Genomic DNA, 21,906 nt, shown 5'->3' on the forward strand with positions numbered 1-21,906 from the left:
GTGTTTGTTGCTAATTTGTTGTTTAATGATATTCACCCTGTCAGGAAAATTTACATCTCGTCTTACTGATTTTTTGAAATTCAATTTAATCAATGGGTTATAGGGTTGGTGTAAATTTTGCTGGACATCGCGGGAGTCTTAAGTGTAACGGAAGTTTTTTAAAACACTAGTTTACAGCTACAACACGGATAAGGATAAGGTTTTATGTTGAAAAAATAATGACAGGTTTATTTCTGCAATCGGCGGTATCGTTGTTGATCCATATGATAATTATTTTTATTTTAGGCAGCCTTATGTGTAACCTGTCCCAGCACTCCGATGTTCGTCACGCACGCAAGTAAAGCTGCATCCATAAACTCCGCTCGCAAAACAAGGATTTGCCGTTTATTCATCAATGAACGGGCGCTTTGTTTTTTATTATTAAAAATTTGAGAAAAAATTTAAAATTATTTGAACTATCCGGATTATGGCCAGTCTATTTAAATGTGTTTGAAAGTGTGTTCCTGTTGTATCTCCCTTGTGTCCCGCCTGTCGTTAGACTGTAGGCGGGCTTTTTTTTGCCCAAATTTCAGCTTAATCCGTTTCCAATACCCGAATGGATATTGCTGCCGCAGCAGTTCGATTATCCACCGCTAACTTTTTAAATATCTGCTCTAGATGTTTGTTGACGGTTCTTGGGCTCATTTCTAAAATTTGTGAAATTTCCCAATTGGTTTTTGCGTGCGACAGCCAGTATAAAACTTCTGCCTCGCGTTTGGTTATCGGTAGGGCATCTTGCAAATGTTTTGGAGTGCGCTGCGTTTTTGCTTTAGCTAAACGCAGTAGATGAAGTTCATCTTGTTTGCGCTCGTAAATAACCTGTAATGCTGATTCATCGGCAGATAATTCTAAATTCGCTCTATTTTCGGTTGCCAGCCAGCTTTCAATTTGTGGCTCAATTTGCTGCCACGGGGTATTTTCAGCCGGAAAAACTTTTTCTATTAATTCATAAACTTGTGGTGTAGCCCAAGCGAGCTTACCTTTGTTGTCGACACAAAATACATTTTTACCGGCGTGATCTAATGCACTTTGTGCGCTTAAAGCCAGTTTAGCGGTATTTAAATGCGCTTTGATACGCGCGAGTACTTCGTCTGTTGAAATGGGTTTGGTGACATAATCGACACCGCCTGCTTCAAAACCTTTTACAACGTCTTCAGAGTCGGTGAGGCCGGTCATAAATATAACAGGTACGGCCGGAAATAAATGCTTAAACTGTTTGCAGGTTTCAAAGCCATCCAGTTCCGGCATGATTGCATCCATTAACACAATATCGGGTTCAACCTTTTCAGCAATAGCTAACGCCTGAACGCCATTTAGGGCCACTAAAGCAGTATAACCCGCGGTATTTAACGCAACATTTAGCATGCCTAAAGATTCGGGCGAATCGTCAACCACAAGTACTACATTGTTAATTGTGCTGTTCATCTATCAACTCGCGTAGGTATTCGGTGATTTGTTTAAAATTACAACTTTGTAATAGCTCATTCAGTTTACACAATACTGCTTTTTCAAACTTATAATTTTTTGTCAGTGCTTCTAGCTTTTCTTTAAAACCCGATAAATAACCAATTTCAGCCAATGCCATTAAACTTTGGTATTCGGCATGAGTGGCGGGTGGCAATTGAGCTGCATCGGCGGTTTCAGCTTGTTCGTTTGATTTTTCTTCATCTGCCACATACTGGTACATCCATTCTAAATTAAGTTGCTGACCAATTTTACCCAATAAGTTGTCCATATTTATCGGTTTTGCCATGTAGTCATCATGATACCCAGCATTTTGCTGGTCACTTTCGGTATCGCGTGCATTCGCCGAAATCATGATGATGGGCATCACATATTTTTGCTCACGTAATTTTTTAGCCAGTTGCCAGCCATCCATCTCAGACATGGTGACATCCATTAAGACCAGATCTATATCGTTATTTTGCATGATCTCCAAAGCTTGTGAAGGTAAACCTGCCATTTGCAAATTAAAGCCCAGCGGATTCAAAAAATCGGCCATTAAACGTCTTTGGTTTGGGTCATCGTCTATCACCAGAATACTTTTTGCTAAACCATCGTATGCTACCGCCCGCGCTTTATTATATTCGGGTTCGTGATTAGACGAATTTACTTTCGCCAGCATCAAACTGAGCTTAAAACAGCTGCCTTGTCCAACTTTGCTTTTTACACTGATTTCACCACCCATCAATTCAGCCAACGAACGGGATATGGTTAGACCTAGCCCTGTGCCGCTAATGGCTTGGGTTTGTTGGCTTTTGACGCGCTCAAATGGTTTGAAAATCAATTTTTGGTTTTCTTCAGAAATACCGATGCCTGTATCTTCAACAATAAACTGCGCCACCTGATTACGGTATTTTACCGTTAAGCTGACACTACCTTGCTGGGTAAATTTAATCGCATTCGATAACAGGTTTATCAGTATTTGCCGGAATCTTTGTTTATCGGTTGCGACCACTTCTGGCAAGTAGTCACACGGGATGTAGTTAAACACAATACCTTTATTATTGGCCTGCATTTTAAACATATCGACCATTTGGTTTAAAAATGGTTTGATTCTCACTTCATCCCGTTGCAGGTGCATTCTGCCAGCTTCAATTTTAGATATTTCTAGCAAACCTTCTATTAAATCGGCAAGGTGTTCACCATTGCGTTTTAAAACTGCAATAGATTCTCTTTGTTTGGCGGGAATGGCTTTATCCTGATTGAGCAGTTGTGCATAGCCTAACAATACGTTTAATGGGGTACGCAATTCGTGGCTTAACCCGGTTAGATAACGGCTTTTTGCCTGATTAGCCGATTCAGCTGCTTCTTTGGCTTTTTGTAGCGCTTGTGAAGTTGCTTCGTGCGCATCAATCTCGTGTGCCAGTGATTTTGTTTGTAACCTGAGCTCTTTCAATGCTAAACGGTTGCTGCTTCTGGCGAGAATAAATAACCAACTGACAATACCGATGATAATTAATAATAAGAAAAATATCTTAATCAGGGTTACGCCAAACACCTGTTTCAGCGCGATATTATCAACCGGAATTTGTAGGTAAATTAAAAACAAAATGCCCGCGCCGATTAAACTTAGCAGCAAAGTAACACCAATAAACTGCATCAAAGGTGAACTCATTTTTTTCAGTAGATGGGTGGTCAAAAAACGTTGAAAAAAGTGCTGAGCCTGTGCAAATAAAGTGGCGTGTTCACGACATTGATCGCCGCAGCGTACATCTAAACTACAACATAAAGAGCAAATTGCTTTACCGTAAGCTGGGCAAAATGTCATATCTTCATGTTCAAACGCATTTTCGCAAATATGGCAACGGGTATTGTCGGCCACATGCGGCGACTGCGGGCGCACTAAATAATACTTTCCTTTGGTTAACCAGCCAATCAGTGGCACTGTCAATAACGGCAGAAAAAATGCCAGATAAGACGCAAAAGCTTCGATGGTTTCTCCGTACCAACCAAAGTGGCCAGTGAAGCCAAAAAAAGAAGCGATCAACATTGACCCGACACCAACAGGATTGATGTCGTACAGGTGAGAGCGTTTAAACTCGATATGTTTGGGGCTGATGCCTAAGGGTTTGTTGATAATTAAATCTGCAACTACTGAACTTAACCAAGCCAAAACCAATACCGAATATACTTGCAGCATGCTTTCTATGGTTTGATAGATACCCAGCTCCATTAAAAGCAGAGCAATCGCGACATTAAAAAACATCCAGACAACACGGCCGGGATGGCTGTGCGTAACCCGCGAGAAAAAATTAGACCAAGCGAGTGAACCGGCATAGGCATTCGCCACATTAATTTTTAGCTGGGAAATAACCACAAAAGTAGCGGCTAAAATAACACTAATGGTTGAGTTATCAATGACATAACCAAACGCAACCTGATACATATGTGCCGGATCGTCTGCAACATTCGCCGGAATACCTTGTTTTAGCGCCAGCCAAGCTAAAAATGAACCTAAAAATAATTTAGCCGCACCAAAGATCATCCAACCCGGACCCGCGACAATGACCGCAAGCCACCACTGCCAATGTTTTTTACCCGGCTTTTCAGGCAAAAAACGCAAAAAATCGACCTGTTCACCAATTTGAGCGACCAGTGAAAGCAAGACGGCGGAGGCTGCGCCAAATAATAGATAGTTAAATTCAGCGCCCGCTTCACCCGCTTCACCGGTAAATTGGAACCATTCCTGCACTTGACTATCCGGATGATTAAAGACGTAAATCAAAGGTACAATTTGTAGCACAATCCAAATGGGTTGTGTCCAGACTTGGAAACGGCTGATGGTGGTAATGCCGTGTGTGACCAGCGGGATAACAATTAAAGCACTGATGATATAGCCAAATACCAGCGGTAAACCAAATAATAATTGCAGCGCCATTGACATAATGGCGGCTTCCAGCGCAAAAAAGATAAAGGTAAAAGAAGCGTATATCAGTGACGCGATAGTTGAGCCGATATAACCGAAACCTGCGCCACGACTGAGCAAATCTATATCGACGCCGTATTTGGCGGCATAATAACTTATCGGCAGCCCGCTAAAAAAGACGACAGCGACGACCGCTATAATGGCCCATGCAGCATTAATAAAACCATAATTAAGGGTAACCGCGCCGCCTATTGCTTCAAGCACTAAAAACGAAACGATGCCTAATGCGGTATTTGCTATCCATAAAGATGACCAGCGGCGCGCTCTTTTCGCGGTAAATCTGAGCGCGAAATCTTCCATCATTTCATTGGCAACCAGTTTATTGTATGTGCGCCGGGTAAATCGAATTTTTTGCTTGGAGTGCATTCAGTCGCAGACCTTTTTATTGCGGTGACACAGCATTTTAACAGTCGCTGTGTGAGAAGGATATGCGTTGTTGTACGTATATCCTTGCGTGTTTACCGTGCTCGTTTCACAGCTGGCTAAAAGGTATCTTTTAGTAAAATCAGCATGTCGTCTACTGACAGTTTGTTTGCCTGCTCGTTGCCCTGTAATAAATTATCGGCCAGATCGCGTTTATGCTGATGCAGCGCGACAATTTTTTCTTCAATGGTGTTTTTTGCTACCAAACGATAAATGGTTACCGGGCGCGTTTGTCCCATGCGATGAGCGCGATCGGATGCCTGCTCTTCTACCGCTGGATTCCACCAAGGATCCATATGAATCACATAATCGGCAGCCGTTAAGTTAAGGCCAAAACCACCGGCTTTCAGACTGATCAAAAATACGTCTCCCTCACCATTTTGAAAGGCATTTACCCGTTGTTGCCGTTCTTTTTGTGGGGTTGAACCGTCTAAATATTGATATTGGATCCCTTTATTTTCAAGATGTGTTTTTATTAAATGTAAATGACCCACAAACTGACTGAATATCAGTGCTTTATGGTTGTTTTGCTGAAGTTCATCTAACAGTTCATCCAGTGCGGCCAGTTTAGAACTGGGGATGTTACTTTCTTGCATCACCAGTTTAGGGTGACAGCAGGCTTGTCTTAGTTTTACCAGCTCCGCTAACATTTGAATGCGCTGCTCACCGGCATTGGCAAAATTATCGGCAGCACTGAGTTTATCAATTGCATTTAGCCTAAGCGCTTGATAAAAATTTTGTTCTTCTGTATTTAGTTCAACCTGTAATGTAATTTCTGTGCGCGAAGGTAGCTCGGTTAACACCTGATTTTTCATGCGGCGCAATATAAAAGGTTTAATCAGGTTTCTTAAACCGATACTGGCTTTGCGCGCGGCTAATTTGTCTTCATTGGCATTTTCAATGGGCAGTGCAAAGCGCTCACCAAAACGTTTTATGTTGCCGAGTAAGCCCGGATTGATAAAACGGAATAAGCTCCACAATTCGGTTAAATCATTTTCAATTGGGGTACCCGTGGTCACCATTTTAAAATCTGCTTTTAGTGCATATGCCGCTTTTGTGCGTTTTGCCAACGGGTTTTTAAGCGCTTGTGCTTCATCGGCAATAATGGTGTGCCAACGAACTTTTGCCAGCATTTCACTTTCGCGCTGTAATAACCCGTAACTGATAATGACACAATCAGAGGCATTTAAATCTTGCAACAAATCGCTGCGCTGTTGATTATTAACCGAGTCGGCAAACAGCTTGATATTTAAAGTTGGCGCAAATTTAGCGGCTTCCTGTAGCCAGTTTAAACACACCGAAGTTGGCGCCATCACTAAACTCGGCCCACCTTTGGCGCGTGATAATAAAATAGCCAGAGCCTGCAAGGTTTTACCCAAACCCATATCGTCAGCCAAACATGCGCCTGCGCCCCAATGCGCTAAACGGCTGGCCCAGTCAAAACCGGCTATCTGATAATCCCGCAATTGTGCCTGTAAGGTATTGGGGACTTGTGGCGTAATTTCATTCGCTTCATGCATCTTTCGGGTTTGAGCTTCCCATGCGTGAATCGGTTTCATGCGCATGCCTGCGGTTGCTTCTTCAACTTGCAGGCTGGCGAGCGGGTGAAATTTGCCATCTTCCGTGCTGTGTTTTAAAGCTTCCAGCTTGTGCCTTAAGTCTTCTGACAAGGCTAATATTTGATTGCTGTCTAATTGAATAAAACGACCATTGCTGGTGGATACCAGTTCTAGCAACCTGCGAAGGTCAATAACCGCTTCATCATCAATTTTTAGCTCGCCTGTGATATCAAACCATTCGTTTTTCTTATTAACGGCCAGTTGCATATGCTGGCTTTCTAACCTTTTACTCAGGTTAATTTTTTTACCTTTCGGCCAGCGTAATTTAAGTGGCAGCGGTGCAGGTGACTGACTTACAATATGCTCTAATTGTTCAAGCGTATCCAGTGCTGCTTGCGTATCGTCTATCGCCAGAATATTATCCGGCATGGATAAAAACGACGAGCAGTGTTGGTCTAATAAATCCAGTAGGTTTTGTTCATGAATCAAATCACGCTGTGTGGCAACCCGTTTACCATTTAATTCTGTGGTCAGGTTAACATTACCAACCGCAGGTTTAATCACAGGTCCTTGCTCACCAAATGGCATGACAAAACAACTGAATTCTAAACCCTGATTAAAAGGTTGAATGTTAATGACCAGATGCGGATCGCACTGGATATTTTCTAGACCGGTATCCAGCTCGTTCAGATCAGATTGAATATTTAATAAAGGTGCAATTGCCGAAATGCCTTTTAACGCTTTTTCTTTAGCATGCAGCGGAATTAATAGACCGCCTTCACCGATCACTTGCGCAACTTGCATGTGCTCTGCTGAAAATAAGGTAAAACAATAGTGCTCAGGTGTCAGTTGGGTGATAGTGCAGGGCGTTTGCATATGTTCAAAATGCTCTGGTAAATCGGCAATACTCAAACATAAATGTTCACCTTGTTGACTAACCAGTAATTCAGGCTCTTTTTGACTTAGTTCTATCGGTGCGCTGAGCTCGCCAGCCAAATACAGGTTATCTGCCCCTTTGGCGGCTAATAAGGTACTCGGGCCATTTAAATGATATTCGGTTGAACTGTAATAACCCCAATTTTTTATTTCAACTATGGTTTGGCAAATGTTTATGTCTTGTTCGGTTAAATAAGGGAATTGATCCACTTCGCGGTACAAACGTTTTAAAGCAATGACTCGACCTTTGCTCCAACCTTTGTTATTTAGTTTTTGCTCTTTGGGTTTAAAGTTGGCTCGAAAACGCGAAAATTCTACTTCCCATATTAAACGAGTATTGTGCTCTGATTTTTCGACCACGTTTGTGGTGGTTGTTTCGTTTGTCAGCGCCAGTAATTTGTCTAGTGCGACATCCCATTCTTCTTTTGTGCGAATAAAGGTTGGAAAGTGCAACAAAGCGGATATTTCCGCGCTACTTTCCGGAGTTTTAATTTGTCTGGCGATTTCACGAAACAATGCATAATCTGAGCCTTCAAAAAAATCGCTGACTTGTTGCAGTTTATTTAGGCTCTCTGCTTTTAGGGTTTTATTGCACCATAGCTCTGCCAGCAGGTTAATAAGTTGTGCCAGATTAAAATAAAAACAATGGCTGTTTGACAGGTGTGCATAGCGGACGGTACTGGCAGTAAACGTCTGCCCGGAGCTGATGCCTTGTATAGCCATCACCATAGATTCGCTTAAAGCGACATTTTCGTGTGGCATGCATCTCATGGTTCTGTCAGTGGCTTCAAAACTCACCTGAGCGCCCGCTGTTTTAAAAAAGCTGGCATCTTGTGTGTTACCCAATCGCAATAAACAAAGTTTATAAAAAACGCCCATAGGCCCGCTTAAATATTGTTTTGTGCGACGTTTAATTTTATTTTTTGCTTTTATCGCATGTTCAAAGTGCGCATTGGCATCGCTAAATTCACCCGTTAAAAACAGGTAGCTGGCTTTAATTTGTAGTGCATAACAAGAATCATCTAACTCTGGAATGAGTGTTTTGAGCTCGGTCAGTTGAGCCTGATATAAATACTGCTCTGCAAGTAAACAGCTAAGCTGGATATTACCCGGATTGTGCTGATGAACTTGCTTGAGCAAATCCAGTGCATAAGTTACAGAATAACCTTGGCGCTGGCGTGACAGAATCCAACAGGCAAAACTTTGATATTGCAATATATCCGGCAAGGCTAAAAACGTTTGCAGATCAAAAGGAATCAAAAACAAATGAATCAACACCTGGTTGTATTCCATATTGATGTTTTGCGGGTTTTTATCAAACTCTAATAATTCAATGATGTTGTCTATTTCGCCGAGGAAATAACAATCTCTTATCAGCCTTTGGTGAGCCGCTAAATTAAGGTCAAAACTATAAGAGGAAGGCCGCTGTACTGCTTGGTCTACACAATGCAGTATTTGTTTAAAGGTATTGTTTTGTACACAATCAGCGACCAGTTGATTGCCTATATAGTAATGAACGAGTATCCCGTCTCTGCCTTGTAGGATAAAACCTTGCTCAATAAGCTGAGTTCTGAGCTCGGCACTGAGCCTTTTAATCGGCTTTTTGACCGCAAATAATTCAAAATGAGCCGACAATTTAAGCACTTCATTAAATTTGCTCACGCCTAACGGATGATAAACGACTGCTAATAATTGCAGCAGTGCTTGTTCTGACTCGGGGAGTTTGCGATACGCATCGTACAGTTCTGATGCGTCTTGGGCGGTCTGCGGTCCTAGTGTTATCATTATTTAGCATATCGAAAATCAATTAGATGCGTTGCAAACTACCAAATCACAGTATCCGCTACAAGGTTTTGTTGTTTTGCGTGCAAGTTATCAATGGTTTCGAGTTTGTCTCGAAGCGGAACGGCTAAATGCGCGCGCGATAAATCGATTATCGGCAGCGGTGTATATAACTCTTTTAAGGCCCATTTTGCGTATCGCGTATTGAGCTTGCGGTATTTTATTTGTGCACTCAATGAAATCGGACTTTTTGCCCAATAAGGTATTTTAAATTGATAATTTACCACGTCTGATTCGCCTGCCCGAATAATATTGACAGACGCTTTGCCAACCATATTAAACAAATCATGTTGCCAGACAATTTGTCCTTGTCTGTCGGTTGGTAGTGAGCGGTACTGGTAGGCATTGTTGTCTAAATAGCCTTGTTCGTCGATAAAACCGCTATTAAATATGGTTTGTCCTTCGGCATCGACAACTTGTACTGCGACCCAAGCTTGGTTGATATCAATCGTACCGCCAGGGAAATTATGACCCACACCGATATTGGCAACTATCACTTTAATATTGGCTTGTTCACCTTTGTAAAAGTAAAAGGGTTGCACTGCCGCATCACGTAATTGTTGATTGATCGGCATATTATTGATGGTTGCATCTTTGCGGTGTGGAGGCTCGATACTGATACGGACTTTATTGCTTTGCATAAACTGGACAATTTTTTGCTGCGCTTCCATATCTTGGTTTAAGGTGGTTAGCATGCTGTTGGCGGCAAAAAATTCATGGCTGCGAATATATCCATCAGGTGACGCGGATGGATCATCACTTTGAACCAGTGGCATATGGCAGTCTTGACAGCGCTGCTGATTGGTATGGCTAAAATTCGGGTCATTAATGCCAGAATAGGGACTGTCTAACCAAGCTGCGTATTCATCTTGCATTTTAATCCAGCCCCAGCCGTTTACATCCTTATCGATAAACTGGCTATGGCAAGCAGAACAATATTCTGAGCTGGCAAGAATATCAGCCGCCATATCTTGTTTGTGCTGCTCAGGATTATAACGAATCGCCAATTGGTTTAACTGCTTTAGCAAATGGTTCTCAGCCGTTTCAAAAAGATAAGGCTGGTTTATTTTAAACTGATAACTGGCAACCCCTTTGTTATGTACCAGTTTATTTATGCCGTGGCATGACTGGCAGTTAACCCCCTCTATATTGGCGGCCGTGCCGGCGATACCAGCATGTTGCCCACCTTTAGATAATTGACCACTTAATAAGGCCAACGGCGCATGGCAGCCTTCACAATAGCGGGTAGCTTCAATGCCTTTTTTAGTTGCCAATAAGGTTACATTAGTTACATAGGTTTTATCTGAAGCCGCTTGCCGATGCGCAGAACGATACCACTGGCGGGCAATATCCTGATGGCAACTGGCGCATTTTTCGGTTGTCGTGAGTGCTTTTTCGTCAATAAACTGCTTGTCAATCGTTTCTGTCTGGCTAGGCCTAAAAGGGTGAGGGCCATATGGATATTGGTAATCCTTAACTGCAGGCTCAGTTGAATAAGCTTGTTTTGTAAAAGTGTCTAATTGCCATAACAGGCCAGTGGCAATTAAACTGGCGACAACCACACTGGCGAAAATTCGCGGGATAAAAGTGGTTGTTTGAAAGCGGTTTTTAACTTCAGATCTATGGGTGACAAAATGCAGGAAAATGTGCAGCATTAAAAAGAGCACAATGCCTAGCGCTGAAAAAAAGTGCCATTGATAACGGCTTTGATTATTTTCTCGCTGGCCATTGAACAATAATTCATAACCACTGAATACCGTAATGAAAATAATGAATAATGTCGCTAAACCGGTTAAAAATACCCAAGTGCGTTTAACCCCTAAAATGCGTTTAAAATGCAGAAAAATATAAGGTAATAATAAAACACTCCACAAAATCCCAAATGTTAAGTGCAACAGGCTGTTGATTTGAGCGAAGGTGTGATGGCCGAATAAATAGCTGATAAAACCACTACAGGCCAGGACAACAAATAGTGAGACTAACCAGCCAAATAAATGCGCCTCAGGTCGTGTCGACTTTTTCATGGCAACTGCTCCTGTAGCCAATAACTTTTGAGCTTTTCTCTGGTGTTCGCCGCAAAAGCCTTATTTTTTATGATTTCATCAATGTTTTTTTGCTCGGCCAGCCATTTATAATCACCGGAGAGCATTAATTGTTTAAGCACAATATCATTACCCGCGCCAATTTCCTGTAGTAACCAGTTGGCACTGAATTTGTCTGTTTTAAACAACGAAAATGCCCATCTCATTTTATATTTGGGAGCTATTTGGCTGGCTAAAATAGCCGCCGAAAGGCGCTGAAATGGCAAACTCTGGCGCAACGAATCGGGTAGATTTAATAAACCAAGCAGCGTTTCTTGTTGCCCCGGCTGTAAAGAATCGAGAACTGACTTTATCTGCTGGTTTATGGTGCTAGCGGGCAGATGGCTGAAGCTTAATATAGAGCAGAGCCTAAGTTCTAAGCTAGATTGTGGCGACCGCAACATAGCCTTTTCTCGCTGTTTTGTGTTGCTGGTATTTTGCAGGCAGCTGTCATATAAATGTCGCGTTTGAACTTTGGAAAGTCGCAAAGCTTGTTGTTGAGCTGTTTGTTGAATTTGTTTTTGCGCTTGCTTTTTCGCTTGTTTTTGCAACTGCTTGTCCAGCTGTATTTGCTGTTTATCCGTCAAGACTACAAATAGTGCCGCCAGATTGGCTAAAGCTCGTTCGTTTAAGCGGCCAACCGGAACTTTTTGCAAAGTTTGACGCCAGTTTTTAGCCAGCAATTGCAGTTCATTCTGGTTGAGCTCTAATGGCAGAATGTCCAGCAAAGTTTGAAGCTGAGCGGGCGACGTTTTTTTAGACAGGTCACTTTCAGACAGGCCCTTTTTATATTGAAGCGTGAGTGCCGGCTGAGCCAAAATTAAACGACTGGCGGCTTTTTTAACCTCAATAGATGAATCCTGCAACAAAGGTAATAATTCGGGCAAAGAAAGCGAGTGAGATAAGGCTGCGGTCAAGTATAAGCTTTGTTGCTCGGCGCCCTTCATATCCGCATAACTGAAATTGAGTTGAGTCAGCCAGCTTTTAATTTGAGCGGGCGCAATGACGATAGATTCTGGCGCCTGATTAAACAAAGCCAAAGCGAGAAAGATGCTTGTTTTGCTAGGCATTTGTTGTGTTGCGATATCAGCGTTTAACCGTTTGAGTGCGATTAACGCCTGTTGGATCTCTGTAATATCGTCACTTTGCTTTAAACGCTTTTGTAATAAGGGAATGGCTTCTGTTTGGCGAATTTTACCCAAGGCATTTATTAAATGAGCCCGGCTTGCTGCCGGTGCTTTAGCAAATGCCTCGACAATGGCGCTGCTGGCATTAGCGTGTTCAGCTTCTGCCAGCGCGGCGGCTGTGCAGTTAATAATGTGGGCTGTTTTATTGTTTTGGGTATCAATTGTGCTGATTGTATTTTTGGTCTCACCTTCTAATGCGTGCAGGCGTCTAAAAAGATAAGGTAGGGCTTTGTATTTGCTACGTGTTACCGCCTCTTCTTGGCTAAACCAATGGGTAAAAATTTGACTGGTTTTGCAAAATGTCTCGGAATTTTCACTGTTTAACAAGGGTAATAAATACGCCGTACTGATTTCAGCTTCCAACTGTTGGATGGCGCTGGCAGATGCTTGTTGTAATTCACCTTCCGTACTTTCTAGCCAGTATAAATAGAGTGCTAAATGATTGATATTTGCTTTTTCAGTAATGAACTGAGTGAGTTCTTTGCTACTGGCAAACTGAGTCGCTAAAGTCAGGTGCGGCAGCAGTTGATAATCAATAATTTTATTTTGCTGGCGGCGTAAATAATCGGTTAAATCGTTAAACTCATTGCTCCCAAACGCACCTGCGGGATGCTGCTGTCTAGTCGAGGTATTTGATGTGTTTGCAGGCGCTTCTATTTCGATCCAGTGCTCGTTTTTCCATTGATAAAAGCGATTTGCTTGCAGCGTTTGTTGGTAAGCTTTTCCAGCTTGAATAACTTCAAGTTGCACCTTTTGTCGTGTACCTAAACCAAAATGTAGTCTGGGATCATGCTGGCCAAACATTGCTTGTTGCATCGCCAGCGGTTGCACGTTTTTACGATTTTCAATATTAAGTGAAGTGACATTCAGTTGCGCAGGTATTGTTAAGTTGAGCCAGTTGGATTGTGATGAACTGGTATTTAAAAACAGTCTTGGGAAGTCATTATTATTGCTGACTAATAAGTCTAATAAACCATCATTATTAATATCCAGATGAATGACAGAACGACTCGAATCTAAAGAATCAGGCAAGCAATTTTGTTTGCGGTAACGGACGGCATTGCCAACTTGCTGCGTAACATAAGGCGCAAAACATTCATTTGGTGCACCTAACCCCATTTGTTGACTGAAAGGGTCGGGCATAAAACGACCACTGGCTAATATGAGCTCAGCATAACCATCATTGGTGAAATCGGCAAAACTCTGCCCCCAGCGGCTTAGATAAATACTTTCCTGATGGTTGAGTTGTAACCGCCAGCTTAAATCGGCATAGGGTTGATGCGAAGACGCGGTTGCTGCAAAAGACGGCTGTGCTAAATCGATTGCTAAATTAGACAAACCACTTTCACGGCTGACAAATAAAAGGGGGTGGGGGTCATTTAATTGCAGACTGACAGAAGCATAACGACTGTCATTGGCTGTTAATGACTGATGCCTAGTGCTAACCGGGCTAAACTTGCCTTGTCGGTTAATAAAGCCTCGTATGGCCTGGTCGCCACTATTAAATTCTAATAAATCTAGCCAACCGTCTTGATTTAAATCCAGCCAGCGGGCCGCAACTGTGCGCTCGGAAATTTGATGCATGCCCATTTGTGGGCTGATATCTTTAAACTGCCAGTTACCCTGATTAATCAGCACCTGATTTGGCAAACCATCGTATGCTTGTGGTTGAAATTCTCTGTGGTGTTGTTCGCTAAAACCGGCAGACTCTTCTAGGTTTTTTTGGTTCTTTTGATATTTTAAAAAATGGCTTAAATGAATATCTGGCAAACCATCGTGATTAATATCAGCAACACTAATATGTGAGGTCCAGACCGGCAAGGTGAGCGCGCTAAACTGTTCCACTTTGGCAAATTTAAAATTGCCCAAATTCTGATACAAAATATCATGTGCTTGTGTAGCGATTAAAATATCTGGCAAACCATCCAGATTAACATCAGCAACCGCGCAAGCGTGACTGACTTGCGTCAATGCCAAATCAGCTTTTTGTAATTTAAAATAACCTTGTTGATTTTGATAAATAACAGCACTTTGCTGCTGATGCCACCAAGCTTTATCACCATAAAAGCGCGTCTGGCCTGCACCACTGATAAATAAAAGGTCAACCCAATTATCCTGATTAAAATCTGCAGCACAAACACCGGCTGAAAGTGAGTCGATTAAATCAGAAATCTTGCCTGAATGCTGGGTATGGCTATGTTGTATGCCACTGGTTAAAGTGATATCAGTAAACTGAGGCAATAATAACTTAACCTCGGGAATGCTATTTTGTGTGGCTTTGTAAACATAACTTGCCGGATTATGATGCCATTTAATAACCATCAACAAAGCAAAGACCATACAAAACAACACCGCAAGAATGTAAATAATAAGCTTAATGTATTGTTTGTTATAGAGTATTGCCATTTATCGATGTCCTTTTTGTGAGTTCAAAAAAGCGGCAAATATGTGTCTTAAGTGTTGGTTGAAAAATATACAAATGCAAGTTGAATAGCCTAACTGAGTTCACTATACCTAATGAATGTTGTGTATTTATTCATCAATCTGGAATGTGTTTCTTCAGAGGAAAGATGTCGTACAAGATACTGTTGTGCAAAGTAGTTAGCTCATAGTCGTCGCAGCTAAGCGAGGAATAGCAAGATTTTTCTCAAAGCCGTACTTAACTTGCAGGTAAGCTGATTATTAATTCAGCTGAACAATGCATGTTCCATACAATAGTAGGTTGCTCGCAACCATAAATATTGTTGGAGAGCGTGATGTTGTGCGGAAAAAACTATCTACGCTGGCTTTCTGGGTGTTTACTTGTAACCACTCTGCTTTTACCCGCCTGTAGTAAAAATGATAACGACCCCAAACCCGAAACGCCTAACCAGTCACCGGTAGTGACGATAAGCGGTGATGCAGAAATGACCGAAGGGCAAACTCTGCAACTGCAAGCCAATGCAAGTGACTCTGATGGTACAGTACAAAGTTATGTATGGAGCGTGCAAAGTGGAGAGGGGATTAATTTAGCCTCGACGACCAGTAGTACGGTGCAGGTAACCACGCAGGATATCAATGCCGACAGTGAAGTGACTTTGTCTGTACAGGTGACTGATAATGACGGTGCAACCGCCAGTGACACACATGTATTAAAGATAAAGCGGCTGACCAGTTCATTGACGCTGAGTGGTATGGTAACCGATGCGCCATTGGCTAATGCTTTGGTAAAAATTACCATCGGGACAGACAACTTTGAAGCACAAACCGGTGTGGATGGACAATATTCTATATTAATTGAAGTTGATCAAAGTAATACCGGAAAACTGGTTAAATTGATTGCCGAAGGTGACCCTCAAACTCATCCGGGGGTTGTTTTTATGTCGCAGCTACCGGCATTTAATACCCTCAGCGCGCAGGCGGGTGAAGACAAAATATTAACGCCAAGCGAAAACTTTTCTATCAATATCACCAATGTAACCACCGCAGAAGCGGCTTTGTTGCTCAGAGCTAACAATGGTGTTGAGGTCAGCACAGAAACTGAACTAAACAGTCTGTTGGAGCAACAAAATGTACAAACCAAATTAACCTTATCTGCCTTAATTAAACTGGTAGTTGATGATCCAGAGTTTGATTTACCGCAAGGTGTCAGTGATACCTTGGCATTGGTTGCTGACGCGGTTGCTCAGCAAGACTTTGAAGCATTTGTTATCAGTCAGGATGAAACGATATTAAGCACGACCATCAATGTGATCTTAGAGGATGAAAATCTGGTCAATATTGGCGGTGAAAATCAGGATTTTGACAATGACGGCGTGCTGGATGTGGTAGATGCATTTCCAACCGATCCTAACGAGTCGGTGGATACCGATATGGATGGTATTGGTAACAATGCTGATACCGACGACGACGGCGATCAGGTTGCCGATGTGTATGATGCCTTTCCGTTAGATTCAACAGAAAGTCTGGATACTGATATGGATGGTATTGGTAATAATGCTGATACCGACGATGACGGTGATCAGGTTGCTGATGTGGATGATGCCTTTCCGTTAGATTCAACAGAAAGTCTCGACACAGACATGGACGGTATTGGTAACAATGCTGATACCGACGATGATGGCGATCAGGTAGCCGATGTGGATGATGCCTTTCCGTTAGATTCAACAGAAAGTATCGACACAGACATGGACGGCATTGGTAACAATGCTGATACCGATGATGATGGCGACCAGATTGCAGATAACTTAGATGCCTTTCCGCTAGATGCATCGGAAAGTCTCGACACAGACATGGACGGTATTGGTAACAATGCCGATACCGACGATGATGGCGATCAGGTAGCCGATATAGATGATGCCTTTCCGTTAGATTCAACAGAAAGTCTGGATACCGATATGGACGGCATTGGTAATAATTCCGATGAAGATGATGATGGCGACGAGGTTGCTGATCTTGAAGATGCTTTTCCGTTGGATTCCACTGAGTCACTGGACACAGATATGGATGGTACAGGCAATAACGCAGATGAAGACGATGATGGCGACCAAGTAGCTGACATAGACGATGCATTTCCGTTAGATGCTTCGGAAAGTCTCGACACTGACATGGATGGCACAGGTAATAATGCTGATACCGACGATGATAATGATCAAATCGCCGATGAAAACGATGCCTATCCACTTATTTCAATTGGTGATTTAATTGATACGGACAAAGATGGGATCCCAGACGACTGTGATCAAGCTTGTCTCGACCTTGGCATGATCGCAGATGACGATGACAACGGAAATGGTATCCCAGATGATGAAGAGCTCGATATGATAGCGGTCGAGATACTCAGCCCGGATTCATTAACAACCGTTGGCACTTCACCCATTACAGTTACCGGCACTGTCACCCCCGGCGTCACAATTAGTTTAAATGGGGTTAATATTACCAACGAAAATGGTGTCTTTAGCGGCGAAGTTGCTCTTAAAGAAGGTTCCAATACCATTGAAGCCAGAGCAGTCGACGGTGAAAAAATCCAAACCGATACCATTTCAATTTCATTAGACAAAACCCCACCTTACATAACGATCGATTCGCATCAGGATAATCAAACGGTTTACAGTGATACCGTGACCATTACCGGTTTAGTCAATGATATTGTGCGTGGCACGATAGAAGAAAGTCAGGCCAATGTGACGGTTAATGGCGTTGCTGCCAACATCCAAAATCGCAGTTATTCAGCTACAAATGTCACGCTGCAAGAGGGTAATAATACCATTACGGTGATGGGGGCGGATCAGGTTGGCAATACCAACAGTGTCGAAATTAATCTGCTGTATGAAATTTTGTTGGGTAAACGCATTGAACTGGCTAGTGGAGACGGGCAGGCTGCAATCATCAACAATACACTAGATTCCCCTTTAGTTGTGCAAGTGTTGGATGATAATGATGAGCCGGTGCAAGACGCATCCGTCGTCTTTAGAGTTGCGCAAGGCTCGGGCGCGGTAGCTGTTGGTAGCGAAAATGAAGGTCGTGCCGTGGTGATTGATAGTGATGAAAATGGAATGGCATCTACTAGCTTCAAATTAGGTGCAAGAACTGGGGTTAACAACCATAAAGTAACCGCCGCGGTTGTCGGTTATACCGGTAATATTACTTTTAGCGCATCCGCCAATGGTCAGATTGGTAATAAGCTCAGTGTGAATTCAGGCAATAACCAGCGCGGTGCGGTTGGTAATGTTTTACCCGAAGCGTTAGTGGTGGTTGTCACCGACGCGGGAGCCAATGTTGTGTCCAATGCACGTGTTAAATTTGCCGTTACTAAAGGCAATGGCGTATTTTCTGCCAATAACGAACGCATCATTGAACGCACGACAGACTCAGATGGCCGCGCTTCTGTTGCTTATAAACTGGGTAATTTAACGGGCATTGATGCGCAGCGCATTACCGCAACATTAATCGACGCGCCGGAAGGACAAACGATAACCGCCGGGTTCAGCGCGACTGCATTTGTGCCGGCCGATCCGGGATTAACAACCATCACAGGGGTGGTACTCGACAATCAAGAAACGCCTATTCCGAATGTTACGATTCGAGTAGAAGATAGCACGCGGGAAGCGGTGACCAATGAAAACGGCCGTTTTGAAATCACGCAAGCGCCCGTTGGACCGGTGCACCTAATCGCCGATGGGTCAACCACTACGATAGAAGGTGAATTTCCGGCTTTAGGTTATAATTTGGTCACCGTAGCGGGCGTTAAAAATCCATTACCGGCACCCATCTATATGGTCAAGTTGGACACGGAAAATGCCGTTTACGCCGGGCCAAATGATGTTTCATTAACACTGGATGCGTTTCCCGGATTTCGTCTGGACATCAAAAAAGATTCGGTGACCTTCCCCGATGGCAGTAAAGAAGGGCTTATTTCCGTCACGCCTGTCAACGCCGGGACTGTGCCTATGGCGCCACCCAATGGTATGCAGCCACAATTTATTGTCACGATTCAACCAACTGGTACCCGGTTTGATCCTCCGGCTCGTTTAACGCTACCCAATGTTGATGCGCACGAAGCCGGTGCTCAGGTCGAAATGTATTCGTTTGATCACGATTTAGAAGAATTTGTCGCCATTGGATTGGGAACAGTCAGTGAAGATGGCACCGTTGTCGCCTCAAACTCCGGTGTAGGTGTCATTAAAGCTGGCTGGCACTGCGGCTCGCAACCGGGTGGACAAGCCTGCGCCCATAATTGCCCGATCTGTCAGGATTGTGATGGTGAATGTAACTGTGTGCCAGCAGAAGGTGATCCGCGTTTAGCAGGCTTAGATCAAAGCGGTGATTGTAAAAAACCTGAATGTCAGGAAGGTTCGCTCATTCAAGCCGATGATGACAATGATGTGCCAGAAGATGACGAAGTGGGCGATTGTAAATCTTTCGTTTGTGAAAATGGCTCGTCGATGCAGGTCACTGATAATTCAGACGAAACTAAATGTACCACTTGTGGCGAAAATGGGCCAGAGCCTAAACCTGATGGCCATGTACCGGAAGATGATAAATGTATTATTTGTCAGGACGGAAAAGAAACCAAAAAACCGGACAATGAAATAAGCAGTACCTCAATCACCTTTAATGGCGTTAAAAACTTTATTGCTGATGTTAACAAGGTGCTCGATTTCTTAGGCGCAGACCGAAAAATACCGGAGATCGCGCTGTCACTCAGCAACAGTGTCAAAGAAGTTTGTTGTACGGAACAAAATGGCGCGATGACGAAAGAAGAAAAAGACGAAGGTACCGTGATCTTTCCTCGCTGGAGTTATGCTTGGACACCGACCATACCACCTTGGTCCGGCGACTATACCTTTGAAGTATTAGGTCGTTCTATCGGCATTGCTTATGGCATTCGTTTTGAAGTGGGATTTGACGGTAAATTTAGTATTAACCGCACCAAACGGGAATGTCAGGGTGATAACTGCTGGGGCGGTGATGTAAAAGGTGATTTAGGCGTCGGTGGTGGGCCTTTTGGGAGTGTGCCTAACCCAGCTTCTTCGCCAACCGAGTGTGGCCCGCCAAATGAAAAACGCGCATGTGACATTATTCGCATCGAAGGCAAAATCAAAACCGGCATCAATATTCAGGCAGGTGTGAACTGCGAAAAAGTAACAGGTGGCATTGGTCATAATGGCGTTTCTGCTGAGGCAACCGTTATTGTGGCAGAAGGCTCTTGGGTTGAAACCGGTGGCTCGGCCAGTATTCAGCTTGTCAATTCCGGCAGTATTGCAAGTATCGATATTCCGTTACCGGAATAGCCACCCGCATCAGACAGGTAAGGAGTGTAAATGGTGAAAATAGCGCGTTGTTTAACATATATATGGATGTTGCTTTTCAGCTATGCGTTATCTGCAGAAAATGCTTTCTGGGTTACACCGACTTTCCCAACAGGTGAAGCAGAGCAGGGCATCGTCAGTGTTGAGCAGGTTTATCACTATCAGCTATTTGAGCCTAAAAAAGGCTATGAAAAAGTGCGATTGGTGCAACGTAAATATGCCTCTTTAGCAACAGCCGAAGAGGCTTTTATTGCACGCATGTCGGCGATTGCTTCACTGGATTATCAATGGTGGCTAGATACCTGGGAAGGCGACTCAAAACTCCTGGCGCTTGATTATTATGCCAGCAAAGGACTAAACAAAGATTACTGGCTGGATACCTGGCAAAAGCAGTTTGTCGGGCGAAAAATCACCTTTAAACAGAAAATCGTACTGCCCGAATACATCATTATCGTTTACAACGTCGCCGCGGCGAATGGTAAATCTGGTCCGATTGATTTGCCGGTGGTGTTTGAACAAAAAGCGAAACAATGGTTAGTCAGTTTAGATTTGCGCCGCGAGCCTTTGTTGCGAATCAGTCCGTGGGTAAAAGGATTAGACAAAAAGGAGATTGTTTATGAATAAGTATTTGTTATTGCTACTGTGCTTACTAGCAACTGCAACGCACGCTATCAGCACGCGCTTTGCTGACGAAGGTGAACGTTCATTTACCTTAGTTGAGCATTATAAATACCAGCGTATGCAATATCAGGATGTGGTGATTAAACAGTTTGAAAATCAGCCACGAGATGTCAATGAAGGCCCTGACAGGCAACTTGTGCAGTTTTTATCGGCGCTGCGCAAAGACAATTTTAACTGGTGGTTAAACAATTGGAATCAACAAACACGAGACGACTGGCAGGCAAAAAGCGAGCTGAAAAAAGCACGCAGAGTTTACAACTACTGGCGCGCCACGTTCACCAAACAGTCAGTTGTTCAGTTTAAAGACTTTGTATTGATAGGCCAGTATGTGTTGATAGGTATGCAGATAGATAAGGAATATCACCTTTTGCCGTTTGAACTGGAAAACAATCGCTGGCGCATTGATCAAGATTATATGAACGCGGTTTTTTTTCAAAAGCTAAAAGAAAAGTTGAGCACGCAGCAGGCAGGTTGATATGGCCAGAATTTTACATAAAGACAAGGAAAAAATGGTCGTAACGGCATTTCCCAAATGCATTGCATGTATTGCATTGGCATTTTTAATTGTTTTTTGGATTGCCGCAGTGGCCGGTGAAAAACAATTGAAAATGCAAGATTATTTGATTTTTAACGGTGTTTGTCTGGTTGTCATCGCCATTCAGCGAAGGCGTAAATTGGTTGTCGACAAGCACAGTAAATCGGCCGTGCTCTATACCCATTTTTTATGGGTTAAATCGGAAGACTGGTTTTCGCTCAAAGACATTAAGAGCGTTGATATGGTTTATGGCCGCGGAGGTAGATATGCACGGGGTGGTGCGGTTTACCTTAATGTAAAAGATAAACAGAAAGCGATTATTGATTCCGATATATGTTTCGGTAATGCAAAACGCAATATCAGGCTAAGAGATGAAATTGCAGATTGGTTGAAGTTGTAACCCT

At 43.1% G+C, this 21,906-nt stretch carries 9 protein-coding genes; 4 read left to right on the plus strand and 5 right to left on the minus strand.

Going from position 1 to position 21,906, the window contains the following annotated elements; translation table 11 throughout:
- Positions 1-573 precede the first annotated feature (573 nt).
- From FNT16_RS06910 to FNT16_RS06930, 5 genes are all read right to left on the minus strand, one after another.
- On the minus strand, positions 574-1,464 hold the full coding sequence (locus FNT16_RS06910) for a response regulator (protein ID WP_143870901.1): 891 nt from the start codon (positions 1,462-1,464) through the stop codon (positions 574-576).
- Positions 1,448-4,834, minus strand: a complete 3,387-nt coding sequence (locus FNT16_RS06915) for an ATP-binding protein (RefSeq protein WP_143870902.1) — start codon at positions 4,832-4,834, stop codon at positions 1,448-1,450. Before FNT16_RS06915 ends, FNT16_RS06910 begins: the two co-directional genes overlap by 17 nt.
- A gap of 116 nt (positions 4,835-4,950) precedes the next feature.
- Complete coding sequence (locus tag FNT16_RS06920; protein WP_143870903.1) at positions 4,951-9,171, minus strand: DEAD/DEAH box helicase; 4,221 nt, start codon at positions 9,169-9,171, stop codon at positions 4,951-4,953.
- A gap of 38 nt (positions 9,172-9,209) precedes the next feature.
- Entirely contained in the window at positions 9,210-11,252 is a 2,043-nt protein-coding gene (locus tag FNT16_RS06925) for a multiheme c-type cytochrome (protein WP_143870904.1), read from the minus strand.
- Entirely contained in the window at positions 11,249-14,902 is a 3,654-nt protein-coding gene (locus tag FNT16_RS06930) for a CRTAC1 family protein (protein WP_143870905.1), read from the minus strand. The genes FNT16_RS06925 and FNT16_RS06930 overlap by 4 nt, the downstream gene beginning before the upstream one ends.
- A 350-nt stretch (positions 14,903-15,252) precedes the next feature.
- Between FNT16_RS06930 and FNT16_RS06935 the strand changes: the two genes are divergently transcribed.
- The 4 genes from FNT16_RS06935 to FNT16_RS06950 are packed head-to-tail and all read left to right on the plus strand — an operon-like array spanning position 15,253 to position 21,902.
- On the plus strand, positions 15,253-20,268 hold the full coding sequence (locus FNT16_RS06935) for a carboxypeptidase-like regulatory domain-containing protein (protein WP_143870906.1): 5,016 nt from the start codon (positions 15,253-15,255) through the stop codon (positions 20,266-20,268).
- Between the two features lie 30 nt (positions 20,269-20,298).
- A complete protein-coding gene (locus tag FNT16_RS06940) occupies positions 20,299-20,910 on the plus strand; it encodes a hypothetical protein (protein ID WP_246072420.1) in 612 nt (203 codons plus the stop codon).
- Positions 20,903-21,442 (plus strand): hypothetical protein, encoded by a 540-nt coding sequence (locus tag FNT16_RS06945; protein WP_185976717.1) that lies wholly within the window; start codon positions 20,903-20,905, stop codon positions 21,440-21,442. Before FNT16_RS06940 ends, FNT16_RS06945 begins: the two co-directional genes overlap by 8 nt.
- A 1-nt stretch (position 21,443) precedes the next feature.
- Positions 21,444-21,902 carry a hypothetical protein gene (locus FNT16_RS06950; RefSeq protein WP_143870907.1) on the plus strand — a complete coding sequence of 153 codons (459 nt, stop codon included), beginning with the start codon at positions 21,444-21,446 and terminating at the stop codon, positions 21,900-21,902.
- Positions 21,903-21,906 lie beyond the last annotated feature (4 nt).

It is taken from the genome of Catenovulum sediminis (genome assembly GCF_007289895.1).
Taxonomy (GTDB): domain Bacteria; phylum Pseudomonadota; class Gammaproteobacteria; order Enterobacterales; family Alteromonadaceae; genus Catenovulum; species Catenovulum sediminis.